The organism is Desulfomarina sp. (assembly GCF_054039375.1).
In genome coordinates, this window is the sequence record NZ_JBPLBA010000036.1 from 1 (window position 1) to 17,109 (window position 17,109).

At 42.5% G+C, this 17,109-nt stretch carries 11 protein-coding genes; 7 read left to right on the forward strand and 4 right to left on the reverse strand.

The window, feature by feature from the left end; genetic code table 11:
- Positions 1-249 precede the first annotated feature (249 nt).
- Together ACXLDX_RS02080 and lepA are read right to left on the reverse strand one after the other, a co-directional pair.
- A complete protein-coding gene (locus tag ACXLDX_RS02080) occupies positions 250-810 on the reverse strand; it encodes a DUF4136 domain-containing protein (protein ID WP_457575532.1) in 561 nt (186 codons plus the stop codon).
- Positions 807-2,600 carry a translation elongation factor 4 gene (gene lepA, locus ACXLDX_RS02085; RefSeq protein WP_457575533.1) on the reverse strand — a complete coding sequence of 598 codons (1,794 nt, stop codon included), beginning with the start codon at positions 2,598-2,600 and terminating at the stop codon, positions 807-809. Before lepA ends, ACXLDX_RS02080 begins: the two co-directional genes overlap by 4 nt.
- A gap of 711 nt (positions 2,601-3,311) precedes the next feature.
- Between lepA and ACXLDX_RS02090 the strand changes: the two genes are divergently transcribed.
- The 4 genes from ACXLDX_RS02090 to greA all read left to right on the forward strand — a co-directional run bounded on the left by ACXLDX_RS02090 (position 3,312) and on the right by greA (position 11,163).
- A complete protein-coding gene (locus ACXLDX_RS02090) occupies positions 3,312-4,289 on the forward strand; it encodes a sigma-70 family RNA polymerase sigma factor (protein ID WP_457575534.1) in 978 nt (325 codons plus the stop codon).
- Between the two features lie 131 nt (positions 4,290-4,420).
- Entirely contained in the window at positions 4,421-5,605 is a 1,185-nt protein-coding gene (locus ACXLDX_RS02095; protein ID WP_457575535.1) for a DegT/DnrJ/EryC1/StrS family aminotransferase, read from the forward strand.
- Positions 5,606-6,037: 432 nt separating this feature from the next.
- The gene (locus ACXLDX_RS02100; protein WP_457575536.1) at positions 6,038-10,090 is read left to right on the forward strand and encodes a tetratricopeptide repeat protein; all 4,053 of its coding nucleotides are present in this window, start codon (positions 6,038-6,040) and stop codon (positions 10,088-10,090) included.
- Between the two features lie 587 nt (positions 10,091-10,677).
- On the forward strand, positions 10,678-11,163 hold the full coding sequence (gene greA, locus ACXLDX_RS02105; protein WP_457575537.1) for a transcription elongation factor GreA: 486 nt from the start codon (positions 10,678-10,680) through the stop codon (positions 11,161-11,163).
- 57 nt (positions 11,164-11,220) lie between these two features.
- On the opposite strand, the gene ACXLDX_RS02110 is transcribed toward greA, so the two are convergent.
- The gene (locus ACXLDX_RS02110; RefSeq protein ID WP_457575538.1) at positions 11,221-11,802 is read right to left on the reverse strand and encodes a TetR/AcrR family transcriptional regulator; all 582 of its coding nucleotides are present in this window, start codon (positions 11,800-11,802) and stop codon (positions 11,221-11,223) included.
- A gap of 486 nt (positions 11,803-12,288) precedes the next feature.
- On the opposite strand from ACXLDX_RS02110, the gene purD reads away from it, so the two are divergent.
- Genes purD through ACXLDX_RS02125 form a run of 3 tightly spaced genes read left to right on the forward strand, consistent with a single transcriptional unit; the run spans position 12,289 to position 15,010 of the window.
- Positions 12,289-14,088, forward strand: a complete 1,800-nt coding sequence (purD, locus tag ACXLDX_RS02115; protein ID WP_457575539.1) for a phosphoribosylamine--glycine ligase — start codon at positions 12,289-12,291, stop codon at positions 14,086-14,088.
- On the forward strand, positions 14,072-14,665 hold the full coding sequence (locus ACXLDX_RS02120; RefSeq protein WP_457575540.1) for an L-threonylcarbamoyladenylate synthase: 594 nt from the start codon (positions 14,072-14,074) through the stop codon (positions 14,663-14,665). Before purD ends, ACXLDX_RS02120 begins: the two co-directional genes overlap by 17 nt.
- 21 nt (positions 14,666-14,686) lie before the next feature.
- A complete protein-coding gene (locus ACXLDX_RS02125; protein WP_457575541.1) occupies positions 14,687-15,010 on the forward strand; it encodes an Hpt domain-containing protein in 324 nt (107 codons plus the stop codon).
- A gap of 331 nt (positions 15,011-15,341) precedes the next feature.
- Here the strand turns inward: ACXLDX_RS02125 and ettA are convergent, their stop codons facing one another.
- Positions 15,342-17,024, reverse strand: a complete 1,683-nt coding sequence (ettA, locus tag ACXLDX_RS02130; protein WP_457575542.1) for an energy-dependent translational throttle protein EttA — start codon at positions 17,022-17,024, stop codon at positions 15,342-15,344.
- Between the last annotated feature and the right edge of the window lie 85 nt (positions 17,025-17,109).

The window sequence follows — 17,109 nt, forward strand, 5'->3', positions numbered from 1 at the left end:
CTCTTTCGTCCGCATAGGTAGGCTATAGCGAACAAAAGAGCCTGCAAAAATCTGCGGCACCTGTGAGCAATTACAGTTCAGAGGTAATAAAATCATATAATTGCTACCCCTGTGAGTAGTTACAAAACCAGTACAATGTAATTCTTGAATTTACGGCTTATGAAACAGGCACATCCCCAGGTTTTCAAGTAAGGCTGAGTCTGTGCGTAATCAGAAAAGTAGGTGTTGTGGACTCTTATGTTTTCAGCCTTATCGCAAAGGGGGAAACTGTCTGAGCACTGATTCCACCATTGCATTCACTTCTGTTGTAATGGCTTCGGGAGATGAACTGGTGAACACATCTCTTGTGCCGACACCCTGCCAGACTAGATCATGTGTATTCCCATAAAAGATGGAAATCACCAGTTTCCCGACATTGTATTGTCTTATCCCGGGACCATCGTACAATGTTATGCCTCCATATCTCCCGAAAAAACCATATCCATATCCTAAGGAAGGATAAAAAGGATCAGTCTCCAGTCGCTGAATTATGGAATAGGTGTAGGAAACAAGGAGATCAGGATTTTCTTTCAGCTCGAAACCACGGGAAAACAGGGAATTTTCGATGGCGTCCCTGAACCGTTTGTCCATGAGCTGATTTACGTCTTTCTCACCGAAAGAGTTATTATCGTTTTTCTCTGAATCCCAGTTAAAAGAGGAAGTAAATTCAAAACGAAAAGACGGATCATAATCGTGACTCACCCTGGTTGTTGCACAACCGGAGAGAAGAATGATTGAAAAAAACAATAATGGAAAGAAGCGGGAGTTCATTGATCTGATTTCAAGACTGCAAGAAATGCATTTTGTGGAATATCCACATTACCAACTGTTTTCATTCTTTTTTTACCGGCTTTCTGTTTTTCAAGCAGCTTTCGTTTTCTGGTGATGTCACCCCCATAACATTTGGCGGTAACGTCTTTTCGCATGGCGGAAACATTTGTTCTTGCAATAATGGTCCCCCCGATTGCAGCCTGAATGGCAATTTTAAACATCTGGCGGGGAATTTCATTTTTAAGGACTTCACAGGCTGCCAGCCCCCTGGCTCTTGCATTGTTCCTGTGAACGAGCTGCGAGAGGGCATCAACAATTTCCCCGTTGACAAGTATATCGAGTTTAACCAGGTCACTCCTGCGGTGATCAAGCATTTCATAATCAAAAGAACCGTATCCCTGGGTGACAGATTTCAGTCGGTCATAGAAGTCATAAATAACTTCCGAAAGGGGTAACTCGCATTGAAACTCGATCCGGCCGGGCATAGGGTAGTGGAAACTTGTATTTTCTCCCCGCCGATCCATGCAGAGAGTCATGACTACCCCCATATATTTTTCGGGAATAAGAATAGTGGCCTTGATAAACGGTTCCTCGATTTTTTGAATATGTGCAGGGTCCGGGAAGTGGGCCGGATTATCAACAATTTTCCGTGTTCCGTCAGCAAGATGGAAAATATACTGAACGGACGGTACAGTAAGAATGAGTGAGATGTCAAATTCTCTCTCAAGTCGTTCCTGGATGACTTCCAGATGCAACAGGCCAAGAAAACCGCATCTGAAACCGAAGCCGAGCGCAGCCGAGGAGTCTTTTTCAAAAGTGAGGGCGGCATCGTTTAATTTCAGCTTTTCCAGTGCTGCAGCAAGATCTTCATAATCATCTGTTGAAATAGGGTAAATTGATGAAAAAACAACCTGCTGAACTTCACGAAAGCCGGGAAGAGGCTCGGGACATGGGTTGTCCTTCAGGGTAATTGTATCTCCCGGCCGTGTATCTTCAACAGTTTTAATACCAGCAAGTATGTAACCGACCTGTCCAGCACTAAGTTTTTTCTGCGGCTCCTTTTCAAATTTAAAGAGTCCGGTTTCTTCTACCTTATATTCTCTGCCATTGGACATGAATCTTATGATATCGCCTGGCTTTACAGTACCATTAATAATGCGGACCGAAATAATTGTGCCCCTGAACGGGTCATAGGTGGCATCAAAAATCAGAGCCTGAAGAGGTGCATCCGGGTCTCCTTCCGGTGGAGGCAGGTTTTTTACAATCGCTTCGAGAATGTCTTTGACACCTGTTCCGACCTTGGCGGAACAGAACTGTACCAGGTCACTGTCCAGTCCGAGATCCTCCTCTATCTGAAGGGCCACGGATTCCGGGTCAGCTGAAGGAAGATCGATTTTATTGATTACAGGAATAATTTCGAGATCATTCTCCATTGCCAGGTACAGATTTGCCAGGGTCTGAGCCTCGACGCCCTGTGCGGCATCAATAAGCAGAAGTGCTCCTTCACAGGATGTAAGCGCTCTTGAAACCTCATAGCTGAAATCAACATGGCCGGGAGTGTCCACCAGATTCAGAAAATATTGTCTGCCTTCTTCCGAGATGTAGGGCAGGCAGATGGTTTGACTCTTGATGGTTATTCCCCTCTCCCTCTCAATGTCCATATTATCCAGAAGCTGGTCTTTGAATTCTCTTTCGGAGACCATATTGCAGAGTTGAATCATACGGTCCGCCAGAGTGGACTTTCCATGGTCAATATGGGCTATTATACTGAAATTACGAATATTATTCATCGTTGAAGAATATCTGGATAAGAAGAAATAGTTTACCAGTACCTGTTCATAGTTGGTCTTTTTGCCCGATATCTGCGTTCCCTGAAAAATTTTATCCTTGGAGGTAAGCGTAGACTCCGATATCAATTATATGCCTGCGGTAAAATTTCCAGCGCACCTTGATCTCGAACAAAAATCCTCATTTCTGGACAGACACTTACTGATGAAGATCGATCGGAAAATAAACAACCTGAGGCTACCTTGAATAAATTAAGGAAATTGGTTGGATACTTAGCATAAAATATGAATTAATAAAATAGATTTTCCACATTTACTCTCTTGTGGTACCATGAAAATAAAGGGCGGTTTTATAAATTACAGTATATAATTATTGCACTTTAATTCGAGTAGAGTAAAATTCAAATTTTTTCAAAATTACTCACAGACTACGATTTACCTTCTATGGGTGAGTAATAACGAACAATTGAAATGGACCCAGGAAATAAGACCACGTTTAAGAGAGCCGGTAAATCAGCTGTTTACTTTTTTAAATAATTGTACATTAAATTATTTGTTTCTGGTTATACATGAAACTCAGTCACAATAGAAATACGCCTGATAAAACAGGCACAGGCTCACAGGTTGCAGGCTGAGTTTTATCCGTAATTTAAATTTTTTTGTCCTGCGTGATTTAATTATATTTCCGGACAATTTTTTTCGTAAGAGAAATACATGAGTAAAGTGACAAAAACTGATCCTGTTCAAAAAAGCGCAGAAAAAGGGTACGAAAATCCCCTGGTCGCAGTGTCGGATGAAGAAAATCTACCGGCGCTCAGTAATCCGGCCCTGCACAGATATCTGCAGGAGATCAGCCAATATGAGTTGCTGACCAGAGAAGAAACCGATGAACTTGCCATACGGTTCAGGGAGGAGGGTGATCAGGATGCAGCTTACCGTCTTGTGTCCTCAAATCTTCGGCTGGTGGTCAAAGTTGCCATGGATTTCCAGAAATACTGGATGCAGAATTTCATGGATCTTATCCAGGAAGGAAATGTCGGACTTGTTCAGGCTACTAAAAAGTTTGATCCCTATCGGGGGGTGAAATTTTCCTACTATGCTGCCTACTGGATCCGCGCCTATGTGCTCAAGTTTATCATGGACAACTGGAGACTGGTAAAGATCGGTACCACCCAGGCCCAGCGAAAGCTGTTTTTCAGCCTGAATAAGGAAAGAAAACTGCTTGAGGCACAAGGGTTTCAGGCGGAACCGAAGTTGCTGGCTGAAAGGTTGAATGTTAAGGAAAAAGAAGTCATAGAAATGGGACAGCGTATGGATAACTGGGATGTTTCCCTGGAAAGTCCGGTTCGTTCCGACTCTGATGATGAACAGAAAAACTTCCTTCCAAGCAACGGTCCTGGAATTGAATCAACTGTTGCCGGAAAAGAGATTAAAGTGAAACTTGCAGAACTTCTCGATATCCTCAAAGACAGATTGAATGATAAGGAGAGGATGATTCTGGAAAAAAGGCTCTTGACGGATGAACCGTTGACCTTGCAGAATATTGCAGACAAATTTGCCATATCCCGGGAAAGAGTACGACAGATTGAAGTCAATCTGCTTAAAAAAATGAAAAAATATCTTGAGGCGGAAATGCCTGATATTGTAGACTATTTTGATGGTGAAAAAATTGTTATCCACTCTGATCGTTAAACATCCTTTCATTTTTTCCTTCTCGAACCAACCATTATAAGGCAACAATCGTGCGAATTCCATAAAAAGAGAGGCTCTCTGCCTGATATTTATGGATAATGTTGCCGAAAAATTAACATAAAAAATATATTATGAAAGTACCTCTGCTAGACCTTCGTGCTCAGCTGGAATACCTCGAAGATGATCTGATTGAAGCTGTCACCCGGGTTGTCAGGTCAACCCGTTATATCCAGGGACCTGAGGTCACCGGCCTTGAAGAAGAAATTGCTCAATATTGCGGCACTGAATATGGTGTTGCCGTTTCCAGCGGAACTGATGCTCTGCTGATTTCCCTTATGAGCGTCGGGATAGGGCAGGGCGACCTGGTTTTGACGACTCCTTATTCCTTTTTTGCAACAATGGGTGTTATTCTGCGAGTTGGAGCTGTTCCGGTTTTTGCAGATATTGACCCTGTTTCATACAATATCGATCCTGAAAATGTAGCTGAAATTCTTGAAAAGGACAGGGGACAACGAATTAAGGCGATTATTCCAGTGCACTTGTATGGTCAGTGTGCAGATATGGACAGACTCATGGAAATTGCAGGGCAATATAATATTCCTGTTATTGAAGATGCCGCCCAGGCGATTGGGGCCGAGTATCCTTCCGGGAATGGAGATTCAATCCAATATGGCCGGGCCGGGTCCTTTGGATTGTGCGGTTGTTTTTCATTTTTTCCCAGTAAAAATCTCGGTGGCATCGGCGATGGAGGAATGGTAGTTACAAATGACAGAGAATTTGCTGAAAAACTGGTCCTGATGCGTAACCATGGAGCCTGGCCGAAATACTATCACAGCATGGTTGGCGGTAATTTCAGAATGGATCCCATTCAATCAGCTGCCCTGCGAGTCAAGCTGCCATATCTTGACAGATGGCACAGTGAAAGGGGAGAAAATGCCGAGGCCTATAACCGGTATTTTACTGAGACAAAACTTGTGGAGGAGGGAATTGTTCAGTTACCTGTATCCGTTTATGACCTCCTTGAAACAATAAATGCAGAAGACAGGAATCATCATATTTATAATCAGTATATTCTGCGGGTAAAAGAAAGAGATCGATTGCGTGACTGGCTTGTAGATAATGATATCGGCTGTGAAATTTATTATCCGGTCCCCCTGCACAGACAGGAGTGTCTCGGCCGGGAGATTTCATCGAGTTCCTGTTGTCCAGAGGCTGAAAAAGCCGCGGAAGAAACTATAGCCTTACCAATCTATCCTGAATTGACAAGAAAAATGCAGCGCCATATCGTTCAGACAATTGTGCGTTTTTATACATGACCTGAATCATAACTGGTGCCTGTCCATAGTTGGTCTTTTTGCCCGATAGCTGCGTTGGCGGAAAAATTTTATCCTCGGAGGTAAGCGTAGACTCCGATATCAATTAGATGCCTGCGGTAAAATTTCCCGTGCGCCTTGATCTTAAACAAAAATCCTTATTTCTGGACAGACACTGACTGCTCCCGGGGGTAACAACTTAATGGATTTGTTACCCCTGAACTGTAATTGCCCTGAAATCCCTCCGTTCTCTGGTGTTTGATTACGGGGTACCATATTCAAATGGAATCTGGTATTCTTTCACAATCAGTCTGTTCGAGGTTTGAAAACTGACGTGTCCAGTGCAGGAAAAGAGTAGTGTCGGCAGGAACATACGTCCGACATTTTCTGTTTCTGCCCTGTTTCCTGCATCTCTTGAAGAGCTATAGTTTCTGAATGAAAGCGGATTTCACTCAATCGTGCCAGACCGAATATTCTCTTGGAATGGCTTCTTCTGTAAAGTTTTTCACGTCTGCAGTCTTTTTTCTCATTTTGTTTTTTTTCCCACTCAACTCTAATGTCGCGGCGGAAATAGCACCGACCCGGACTATTACAGTTGTGGCGGAAAGCCCGGATGTCCCGGGGTGGAAGAAAATATGGGACAATGCCAGAGAAAAAGTCAAAGCCGATGATTATGACTCTGCAGTTATACTGTATAAAAAATTACATAATCTTAAACCTAATATTGAAGAGGCAAACTGGGAATATTTCAAAGTCCTGATGAACAAGGGACTGATCAAAGAAGCAACCAGAATAATCAATTCTCTGTTGGAAAAGAATCCCTCCAAAAATGAATATTTACTCGGGTCAGGAAGAATTTTTCTTTCTGAAAAAAAATACAATTCAGCTCTGAAACAGTTTGGAAGGGTTTATGAGTTCGATCCTGACGGCAGCTTTTCTGTCAATGCTCTGGGAGGAATGATTGTAAGTCTGGAGGGTGAAAAAAAGAAGAATGTCCTATTGCCTCTGCTGGAACAACTCCATCTTCGACAGAATACTGACACCAGTATTGTCCAGAAACTGATTGAGACAGCAGCAGCCCTTGGGAAAAACGATAAGGCACTGCACTATTTTTCACTGTTAAGACAAAACAGACAGTTGAAACATATTGACAGTAAGATCCTTTTTCTGGTCGCCGGGGTATTGGAAAAAAAAGGTGACAGAAGAGAGGCAAGTCAATTGTGGGAGGAGTATTTGAGAAGAACCGGTGATTATTTCCCGTTCCACAAAAAACTTGTCGCCTATTATCTCGATGGCGGGAAAAGAGAATCGGCGCTGCCGCATCTGATTCGACTGAGCCGGAGAAGTCATGCTGATGATGCACTTTTAAAACAGATTGCTGAAATTTATCTGCACACCACCGGGCGTCCTGACAAGGCACTCACCTACCTGGAAAAATACCTTGCCAAACACCCTGAAGATAGAAAAATTAAGAAAAAAATAAAAAATATTCAGGCAATACTTGCAAATGATTTTCTAGCCATTGTGGAAAATGATGGTGCATGGCTGTTGTGGAGGGACCTGGCCCAAATTACTCCTAACCGTCTGGCAATTTACAGAGAGATGGCAACTCTTCTTGAAAAGAAAGGAAAAAAAGATGAACTTTTTGAAGTTTTGAAAATCATCTCGCACCATAATCCCGAGGACAGCGGAACGATCTATAAAATAATTTCCATCTGTCGGGAAAAGAAAAATTATCCACTTGCCCTGAAATATCTGGAGAAATTACCTGAATCAGCTAAAAACACCAAAAAGTTCTTTCTTCTTAAAGGTGATCTTGAATTTATGTCCGGCCGGGAGATATCTTCTCTTATTTCTTATGCAAATGGATTGAAAAAAGATGAAAAGGATTTGAAACTCAGGCAGACCTGTATACGTTTAGCAGGACGGCTGGGCTTTGTTGACAAGGTGAATTTCCTTTTTGAGGGGACGCCGGATCCCCAGGAAAAAAACAAAAATTTCTCATTTATATTCAACTACCTGGAGCAACTGCGCTATAACTTCTTTTTCTCTTCCCTGGATACTGCTCTTGGTAAATATTACAAACTGTTCGCAAGCAATCCTCAACATATTTTAAAATTGAGACTTTTACAGGCACAAAGCCTGAGGGCAAGAGGTAATAGAGCGAAGGCGGAAGAATTGCTCCGTTTAATTGTTGCAGAAGAGGGGCCTGTCCCTGAGGTGTTTTTCGACCTTGCGGTAACCAGTGCTGAAGTACGGAATATTTCCGCAGCCAGAGTCTGGAAAGAAGGTTTTGTTCAATTTTTTCCTGCCGATCCCAAGATCAGAGAAAAAAGAAAGTTTGAAAGGAAGAAAAATTACCTGGAAGGAATAATCAGTCTGGCGGAAGGGGATGTGGAACAGACAGTTGCGAAAACAGTGAACCTGGAAAATCTCAGGCTGAAAAAAAAGGAAGGATTGTTCCTGTCTGATCTGGAATACAAACTCAAAAAGAAACTTTGCTGGCTGTTACTGGAAGATGGAAATATAGATGGAAGCAAAGAGCTGTTGAAAGAACTTTTAAAAATAAAAGAGTTTGATCCGGAACGTGTGGTCCTGAGACATGTAATGGAGACGCTCTCTGGTGCCGAAGCAAAAGCGGGGCCTGAAAAAGACAGCCTGTATATCAACAGACAACCAGTATTGAGCAGATTCATCCAGGTTGCGTTGACTGCCCTTCATCACAATGAATTTGATTTTGGCAGACAAATTCTTAAAACAGTTTTGAAAAATATGCCGGAGTCCATTGTGGGAATGAATCTTCTTGCGGAATTTTCTTATTATTCAGGGAAAATGAAGGAACCCGTGACTATTTTCAAAAAGATAGTGAAAAGATATCCATCTGAGAAATATTTTATAAAAAAGCTTGTAATGAGTGAAGGGAAACTGGAGAGATATCAGCAGGGTTTGTCTGTTCTCGTTGAACACAATACAAACCTTACCGAATTATTAGCAAATAGATCTTTTCCCCTTCCTGCTGTTGATTTTGAAGAAATACTTCTTTTTGCCCGAATGCAATGGGGAGCGGGAAATCGAAACGAATCCCTCAAGCTGTATGAGTTTCTGCTTAATCCGCCGGTTGTTGACATATTGGAAAAAAGATTTGAATTTGAAGAGATTTATTATCTTTATTTAACAAAAGAAAAATCTTTCTGGAACTCATTGAAATTTCTTTTACAGACAAAACCGGAAATAGTAGCTGAACTGATGCAACCACCATTTCTTATAGATAACCTGAAAAATGAAACCGGGAAAATCATCGCGGAATATTACAGTCTCTATACCTGGCAGAAAATGATTGAGAACGAGTACCTGGCAAGAAAAGCCATAGTCAGGAGGGATTACGAAACTGCTGAGCGAAATTATAAACGGATGCTTGAGGATGCAGGAAGCCGGGAAGGTCTCTATGACCTCGCCTCCATCTATGACCGGCGTGGACAGTACAGAAAAGAGGCACAGGTTTATGAGGCAATCAGGAGTTCGGGAACGACCTCGGAACGACTTGAAAGTTCCATTGAAAGCAATTCTCTGAAAATAAGTCCCCATACAGGGCTGAGTGTTAATCTGGTCAGCAGGAAAGGGAGAGGTGGATATATGAATCTGGAGAAAAGAGGAGTCGGCTTTTCTTTGATGTTTACACCTGACCTGCAGAAAGACATTAAATTTGAATTTTCCAGAAATATATATGAGGAAGTGACAGGGCCCGATTCTCTTACCAGTTCATTTCTGGAATCGACGGGTACTGTTGAACTGACGGGAAATACGGATTTTATTTTTTCGGCTGCGGCTGAAAGGTTGAGTGACGATGCCGAAACAAAATTTTACTATTCAGTTGGACTGCATTCGCAACTTGATGATTTTTTCACCGGTTTCATTGAGGGATACAGAAAGAAAATTGATGATACTCTGCTTGCGATTAAAGACAGCATGTACAGTGAAGGGCTGGAGATTGGCCTTTCGGCAGAAACTCCGCTGGGTTTGAACCTTGGAGTATCATACAGGCACCGCTATTACAGTGACGGGAATTCACAGAATGGCTTCCATGGCTGGTCTTCATACAACCTTTATGGAGAATCGATTCTCTGGGCCTTACGGTATGATTATGAATTCCTCAAAAACAACAGTTGCAATGACTGCAGTGATGCAGAGGGTGATGGGGAAATTGAAGAAAAAACCTATTGGAAACCTGATACATTTGATGAACATAGAATTACTCTGCATTTTAAGCATCTTGTTTCTGGGAATTACGGTTCCGACAGGCTTCTCAGTTACTACATCTTTGACAACAGTGTTGGATATGAAGACAATGAAAATGCAATATATATTGGGAAATTTGATATTTTTCTTGAAATGAGTCACCATTATTTATTAAAAGGCAATTTTGTTTTTCAAAAAAATTCCGATTTTGAAGAAAAAACAGTTCTGTTTTCTCTTTTTTATCGCTGGTAGTTTTTTGTTTTTCTGATTACCCATGAAACTCAGCCTGCTTGGGAATGTGCCTGATTTATCAGGCTGAGTTTCGTACGTAATCAGATTTGTTTTTGTTTTACTTGTGAATCCTGTAATTGTGACAAGTTGGAGTTTGAGCTTATGTATAAACTTGCTTCAGACTGTTGATTAGGAAGCAGGAAGATGTTAATTACCCGCAGGCAAACCGGCTTTTCACGGTCTCTTTTTTTCCGCATAGATAGACTATAGCCGAACAAAAGAGCCGGAAAAATCTGTGGCCGTGAAGCAATTTTTAATCAGAAGTCAATGGCATTAACTTAAAGATAAAATGGTTTAAAACAGTCCCATTCTGATCTTGGCCGATGGTGTCTACAGTCGGGAAGGATTGCAGACAAGCCCCCATGGACGTGTTTATAGCGTCCCTCGGACAATGTCAGAATGGGACTCATCGCTTAAGTTAGTGACACCGGTTCAGAAGTTTTAAATCACAGAGTTATTGCTCCTGTGAATAGTTGCGTAAGATTATTTCCCTGTACGGGTTCCCGGGAAAGGATCCCTGCAGGTTTTTTTATGGAGGTTTAATTAAAATGGTTCAGAGAATACCGATGTCTAAAACCGGTAACACCAAGTTGCGGGAAGAACTTATCCATCTGGAAAGAGTAGAACGTGGAGAAGTGGTCAAAGCTATCGAAACAGCCCGGGAGCATGGAGATCTAAAAGAGAACGCTGAATACCATGCTGCAAAAGACAGACAGGGGCATATTGAAGGTCGGATACTTGAACTCAAGGATAAACTTGCAAGAGCTGAAGTTATTGATTGTTCCAAAGTGAATACGGATCGTGTTATTTTTGGTACAATAGTGAAGCTCCTCGATATGGATACTGAGGAAGAAGTGACATATCAACTGCTCGGACCCGAGGAAGCAAACGTCAAGGATGGTTCCATTTCAGTTCTTTCACCAATAGGGAAAAGTATGCTCGGAAAAGAGGTTGGAGATGAAGTGGTTGTAAAAACTCCTGGAGGCACAAGAGAGTTCGAAGTGATTGATATTATGCCCTCCGACTTTGCCTGATTGACATGACTCACAGGCACCCCCGGATTTTCACGGTCTTTTTTGTCCGGTGAGCAGTTACAAAAGTATTCCACTCAGAAAGAGTGACAGAACCTGATTTGTTATTTCATCAACTGTATAATGGGTTTCCAGGGAAACATTCCAGACCCTGGAAACTTCATCAAGAGCTCCAAAAAAAGCTCTTTTGGCTACGTCGGGTAAAATGTCAGGACGAAAAACCCCCTGTCTCTGTCCTTTTCTAATGATGTCTGCAATAATATTGATATATGAGCTGAATTTATTGTTACGGTAGTTTTTAATTACCTTGTTGGTTTGGCGAAGCTCGATCTGAATGACTTCCGCCAGGTTCTTGTTTTTCTTCATTTGACGCAGATGTTGATTTGTAAAAATTTCCAGCATCCGCTTCGGATCGTCTTCTTTTGCAAGAAGCTGTTGGGTTTTATCAAAAATTTTTCCGACTTCTTCTTCAAATATTGAAAGCAGAATGTCGTATTTATTGTTGAAATAGAGGTAAATTGTGCCGTCGGCAACCTTGGCTTCTTTTGCAATATCGGATATTCTTGAATTAAAGAAACCTTTTTTGGCAAATACTTTTGTTGCAGCTAAAATGATTTTTGCGTGTTTATTTACGGCTGCCATTGCTGAAACTATTTAAAGGTGGACTCTTAACCGACACAATTTTATTATGACCCGAATCCCGCAATTGGCAAGTTCGGAATTTACGCTTACCTACCGGATATACAATATTCAATGGCGCTGACGTATTTGCATACTTCAAACCATTGATAACGAAGAAGGTAAGCGAGCCTGTAAGACTTCAGGTCCGGTGAAATTGCCAATCCCGCAGGGTAAAGAAAATGGAAAAATGTTCAGTCTCACAAAAAATGAATGTCTGATTCCATTAACTATATCGCAATACATTAAGATAAAACCACAATCCTGTTTTTCATTTTCTGAAGTGCAGATTCAGGTATGAATGACTATTCATTCATGTAATATCTCGAGTGACATTTGTCAATGTTCAAAAAAACCTGTACAGATGTTTTCGATCTGGTTATGTCATATACATGCTGTTGTCTTTATAAACAACCCGAAAAATAAAAATTCTTGTTACTGGAGCAACTTATGAAAATATTAGTGGTCGGTTCAGGTGGTCGGGAACATGCCCTGGTCTGGAAAATACAGCAAAGCAGAAAAGTCAGTAAAATTTATTGTGCACCCGGAAATGCCGGGATAAGCAGAATTGCTGATTGCGTGGATATTAGTGCAACAGATATTCAGAAACTCCTGGAATTTGCCCTGGAAGAAAAAATAGATCTTACAGTGGTTGGTCCCGAATCTTCCCTGGTGGAAGGGATTGTTGATATTTTTGAAGAAAATAACCTGAGGATTTTCGGGCCTACGAAACGGGCAGCCATTCTTGAAGGAAGCAAGGTGTTCACTAAAGAATTTTTTAAAAAATATGGTATTCCTTCATCTTCGTTCAAGGTGTTCAAGGACAGAAAAAAAGCAAAAAAATATATTGAGAAAAAAGGCGCTCCTATCGTTGTTAAAGCGGATGGTCTTGCCGCCGGGAAAGGTGTAATAGTTGCGGGTACTGTAAAAGAAGCCAGGCAGGCTGTTGATCTGATCATGAAAGACAAGGCCTTTGGCTCTGCCGGAGAAAAAGTAGTCGTGGAGGCTTGTCTCACAGGAGAGGAGGCATCATTTATCGCCTTCACCGATGGAAAAACTATCCTTCCTCTTCCAACTTCACAGGATCATAAAGCAGTTTATGAAAATGATGAAGGACCGAACACCGGGGGGATGGGTGCCTATTCACCGGCACCGGTTGTTACCGACGAGATAGCAGATTTTGTGATGAACAAGGTAATGCTGCCAACGGTGAAGGGTCTTGAAGCTGAAGGAAGACCCTACAAGGGAATGCTGTATGCCGGACTTATGATAGACGGTGATGATATTAATGTTCTTGAATTCAATTGTCGGTTCGGAGACCCGGAAGCACAGCCATTGTTGATGAGGTTGAAAAGTGATATTGTCGATATTTTTGAAGCGGCCATTGATGGAAAACTTGATACTGTCGATATGAAAATAGACCCACGTCCTACCGTATGCGTGGTAATGGCCTCCGGTGGATATCCAGGATCTTACGAGAACGGCAAAATCATTAACGGCCTTACAAAGGCCGCGGCGGTCACCGGTGTTGAAGTATTTCATGCAGGTACCGCCCGTAAAAACAGAAGAATTGTCACCAGCGGTGGTAGAGTTCTGGGCATCACTGCTGTAGGCAAGAACCTGAAGGAAGCTATTGACAGATCTTACAGAGCTGTAGCACAGATAAAATGGACAAACTGTTATTATCGCAGAGATATTGGGGCGAAAGCACTGAGAGAAAGACCAGGCGGAAAGCATGAACCGGTTGTGGGAATCGTCATGGGCAGTGATTCTGATCTGCCGGTAATGCAGGTGGCAGCAGATTTTCTGAAGTCTATGGATATTTCCTATGAAATAACGGTGGCTTCCGCCCACAGAACTCCAGAAAAAGCAGCCCAATATGCAAAATCTGCTCGAAAAAGAGGTTTGAAACTTATTATTGCAGGTGCTGGTATGGCCGCTCATCTGGCCGGTGTGCTCGCCTCGCATACTGATCTGCCGGTGATTGGTGTACCTCTTGATGCATCATCTCTAAGGGGAATGGATTCTCTGCTTTCCACTGTTCAGATGCCTCCAGGTGTTCCTGTCGCAACCATGGGAATTGGAAAAGCAGGTGCAAAAAACAGTGCAGTACTGGCCTTACGTATCCTGGCTTTGAATGATTCGGCTCTCGGTTGTAAACTTGAGCGTTTTCGGTCAAAAATGGAAGAGGAAGTTGAGAAAAAAGCAGACAAGGTGGAAAAAAACAATCAGCATGTCAGCAATATTTGACAGAGCAGTTAATATTATTCAAGAAGGTGGTATTGTTGCTTTCCCGACTGAAACAAGTTTTGGACTTGCAGTCGATTATGAAAATGAAAAGGCCCTGGAAAAACTCTACAGAATAAAACAAAGATCCCATGAAAAAGCGTTACTTGTGCTGGTTGAAAACAGAGATCAGCTTTCTGAACTCGTAACTTATGTACCGGCTGAATACCGGAAACTGATGGATAAATTCTGGCCGGGGCCTCTCACCCTGATTTTTCCAGCGAGAAAAGAACTGTCAACAGTTTTAACAGGAGGAAGTGGTACAATTGGTATCAGAATTTCACCTCACCCTCTGGCCACCCGTCTGGTGAGTTGCTATGGCAAGCCTCTGACAGCAACAAGCGCCAATCTTTCCGGAAATCCCCCTGCGAAATCTGCAGAGGAAATAAGGAGAATTTTCAAGGAAAGGGTAGATTTTATAATAGAGGAGGAAAGAGTTCTTTCCGGGAATTGCTCTACAATTGTTGGAATACAAAACAGAAAGCTTAAAATTTTTCGAAATGGTGTTCTGGACATGACTCTAGATGACCTGATACCATAGATTGACAGAAAGGAATTGCCCATGAATTTATTGAAATGGAACAGGGAGTTTGCCTTGGAACAGGCCGCAGACGATATGGAACTGCTGCTGGAACTGCTGGAAATCTTTAAAGGATCTTTTAAGAATGATCTGCAGCAGATGGAAGAAGGTCTGGAGAGCAATGATGCGGAAAAGATCTGTTCCGCCGCTCATTCAATCAAAGGTGCTGCAGCAAGCCTGGGCATTGAGGGTATCCGGGAAGTGGCCCTGGCGGTTGAAGAAGACAGCAGGGCCGGTAATATGGAGGTGGCACAAAGCAAACTGCCCCTGCTGAAATCATTAATGACTGAACTGCAGAATATCTGAATTTACGAATTAGTGTCTGTTCAGAAATGAGGCTTTTTGTTCAAGATCAAGGTACACGGGAAATTTTACCGCAGGCATATAATTGATATCGGAGTCTGCGATTACCTCCAAGGATAAAATTTTTCTGTCAACGCAGATATCGGGCAAAAAGACCAACTATGGACAGACACGAACTATCTGCTGCACCTGTGAGCAATTACAGTTCAGAGGTAATAAAATCATATAATTGCTACCCCTGTGAGTAGTTACGAATAATGATGAAAACGGGCCAGCAGATAATTACAGTTCAGAGGTAATAAAAACACAGAATAACGCTGTGGTCAGTTACATATTATCTTGTCAGTTGCCTGTATTTGATCCTGTGAGGACGGTCAGCCTCAGCGCCTAACCTGGCTTTTCTGTCTTTCTCATAATCTGAATAATTCCCTTCAAACCACACAACCTGCGAGTCTCCTTCAAAAGCAAGAATATGAGTGGCAATCCTGTCAAGGAACCAGCGGTCGTGACTGATTACAACGCCACAGCCGCCAAAATTTTCCAGGGCCTCTTCCAGAGCCCTGAGTGTATTAACGTCCAAATCATTCGTCGGTTCATCCAGCAGGAGAACATTGCCGCCTTCCTTCAACGTACGGGCAAGGTGAACCCTGTTGCGCTGACCACCTGAAAGAAGACCCACTTTTTTCTGCTGTTCTGAACCGGAAAAATTAAATTTAGCAACATAGGCCCGGCTGTTAACTTCATGGGTGCCGAGCCAGACGGTGTCCTGATTATCCGATATGGCCTGCCAGATAGACGATTCAGGATCCAGAGTATCCCTGGACTGATCACCATAGGCAAGTTTGACCGTTTCTCCTATACGTATGGTGCCTGAATCTGGAGACTCCTCACCGGTAATCATCTTGAACAGGGTGCTTTTTCCGGCACCATTCGGTCCGATAATCCCGACAATACCGCCCGGAGGAAGACTGAAGTTCATATTTTCGATCAGCAGTCGATCTCCAAAAGATTTACTGACATTTTCTGCTTCAATGACAACCTTGCCGAGACGGGGCCCCGGAGGTATAAAAATTTCAAGATCCCTGGCAAGTTTTTCAGTTTCCTGGGACATCAGTTTTTCATAGGAACTGATCCTCGCCTTTGATTTGCTTCTTTTTCCTTTTGGTGACATCCTTATCCATTCAAGTTCCCTTTTCAGGGTTCGCCTGCGGTCACTTTCTCTTTTTTCCTCTAAAGACAGCCTTTTCTCTTTCTGCTCAAGCCATGATGAATAATTACCCTTCCAGGGGATGCCGATTCCCCTGTCCAGTTCAAGAATCCAGCCGGCCACATTATCGAGGAAATACCTGTCATGGGTTACAGCAATAACTGTTCCCGGGTAGGTCTGCAGATGGTGCTCGAGCCAGGCAACAGACTCAGCGTCCAGATGATTGGTAGGTTCATCCAGCAAAAGAATGTCTGGTTGGTTCAGAAGTATGCGGCAAAGGGCGACACGTCGCTGTTCGCCCCCGGAAAGAATGCCGCATTTCGTTTCGGAAGGAGGACAGCGAAGGGCATCCATTGCCATTTCAAGACGACTGTCAAGATCCCAGGCCGAAAGATTATCAAGTTTTTCCTGGACAGTTCCCTGTCGTTCAATGAGATTCTGCATTTCATCATCGGACATTGGCTCTGCAAATTTTTCATTAATTTCATTGAATTCATTGAGCAGATCTACTGTTTCCCGGACACCTTCCTCGACAATTTCCTTCACGGTTTTTTCAGGATCAAGGGAAGGTTCCTGGGGCAGGTAATCAACTTTTAGTCCAGGTGACAAATGGGTTTCACCGTTAAATTCTGTTTCAATACCAGCCAGTATTCTTAACAGGGTACTTTTACCGGAACCGTTGAGTCCCAATACTCCGATCTTTGCTCCGTAAAAATAGGAGAGGGAAATATCCTTCAATACAGGTTTATTGTCATAATATTTGCTGACCTTTATCATTGAATAGATAATTTTTTTATCATCTGTGCTCATGGAAGTTTCCTTGATATATTTTATATTTAATTGCGTACAACACTCAGTCTGCAATTGGTGAGCAATTACAGTTCAAGGGTAACAA

Excerpts from the sequence above, each read along its gene's own strand:
- ACXLDX_RS02080 (WP_457575532.1), bottom strand. The coding sequence starts at position 810 with ATGAACTCCCGCTTCTTTCCATTATTGTTTTTTTCAATCATTCTTCTC.
- lepA (WP_457575533.1), bottom strand. The coding sequence starts at position 2,600 with ATGAATAATATTCGTAATTTCAGTATAATAGCCCATATTGACCATGGA.
- ACXLDX_RS02090 (WP_457575534.1), top strand. The coding sequence starts at position 3,312 with ATGAGTAAAGTGACAAAAACTGATCCTGTTCAAAAAAGCGCAGAAAAA.
- ACXLDX_RS02095 (WP_457575535.1), top strand. The coding sequence starts at position 4,421 with ATGAAAGTACCTCTGCTAGACCTTCGTGCTCAGCTGGAATACCTCGAA.
- ACXLDX_RS02100 (WP_457575536.1), top strand. The coding sequence starts at position 6,038 with ATGAAAGCGGATTTCACTCAATCGTGCCAGACCGAATATTCTCTTGGA.
- greA (WP_457575537.1), top strand. The coding sequence starts at position 10,678 with ATGGTTCAGAGAATACCGATGTCTAAAACCGGTAACACCAAGTTGCGG.
- ACXLDX_RS02110 (WP_457575538.1), bottom strand. The coding sequence starts at position 11,802 with ATGGCAGCCGTAAATAAACACGCAAAAATCATTTTAGCTGCAACAAAA.
- purD (WP_457575539.1), top strand. The coding sequence starts at position 12,289 with ATGAAAATATTAGTGGTCGGTTCAGGTGGTCGGGAACATGCCCTGGTC.
- ACXLDX_RS02120 (WP_457575540.1), top strand. The coding sequence starts at position 14,072 with ATGTCAGCAATATTTGACAGAGCAGTTAATATTATTCAAGAAGGTGGT.
- ACXLDX_RS02125 (WP_457575541.1), top strand. The coding sequence starts at position 14,687 with ATGAATTTATTGAAATGGAACAGGGAGTTTGCCTTGGAACAGGCCGCA.
- ettA (WP_457575542.1), bottom strand. The coding sequence starts at position 17,024 with ATGAGCACAGATGATAAAAAAATTATCTATTCAATGATAAAGGTCAGC.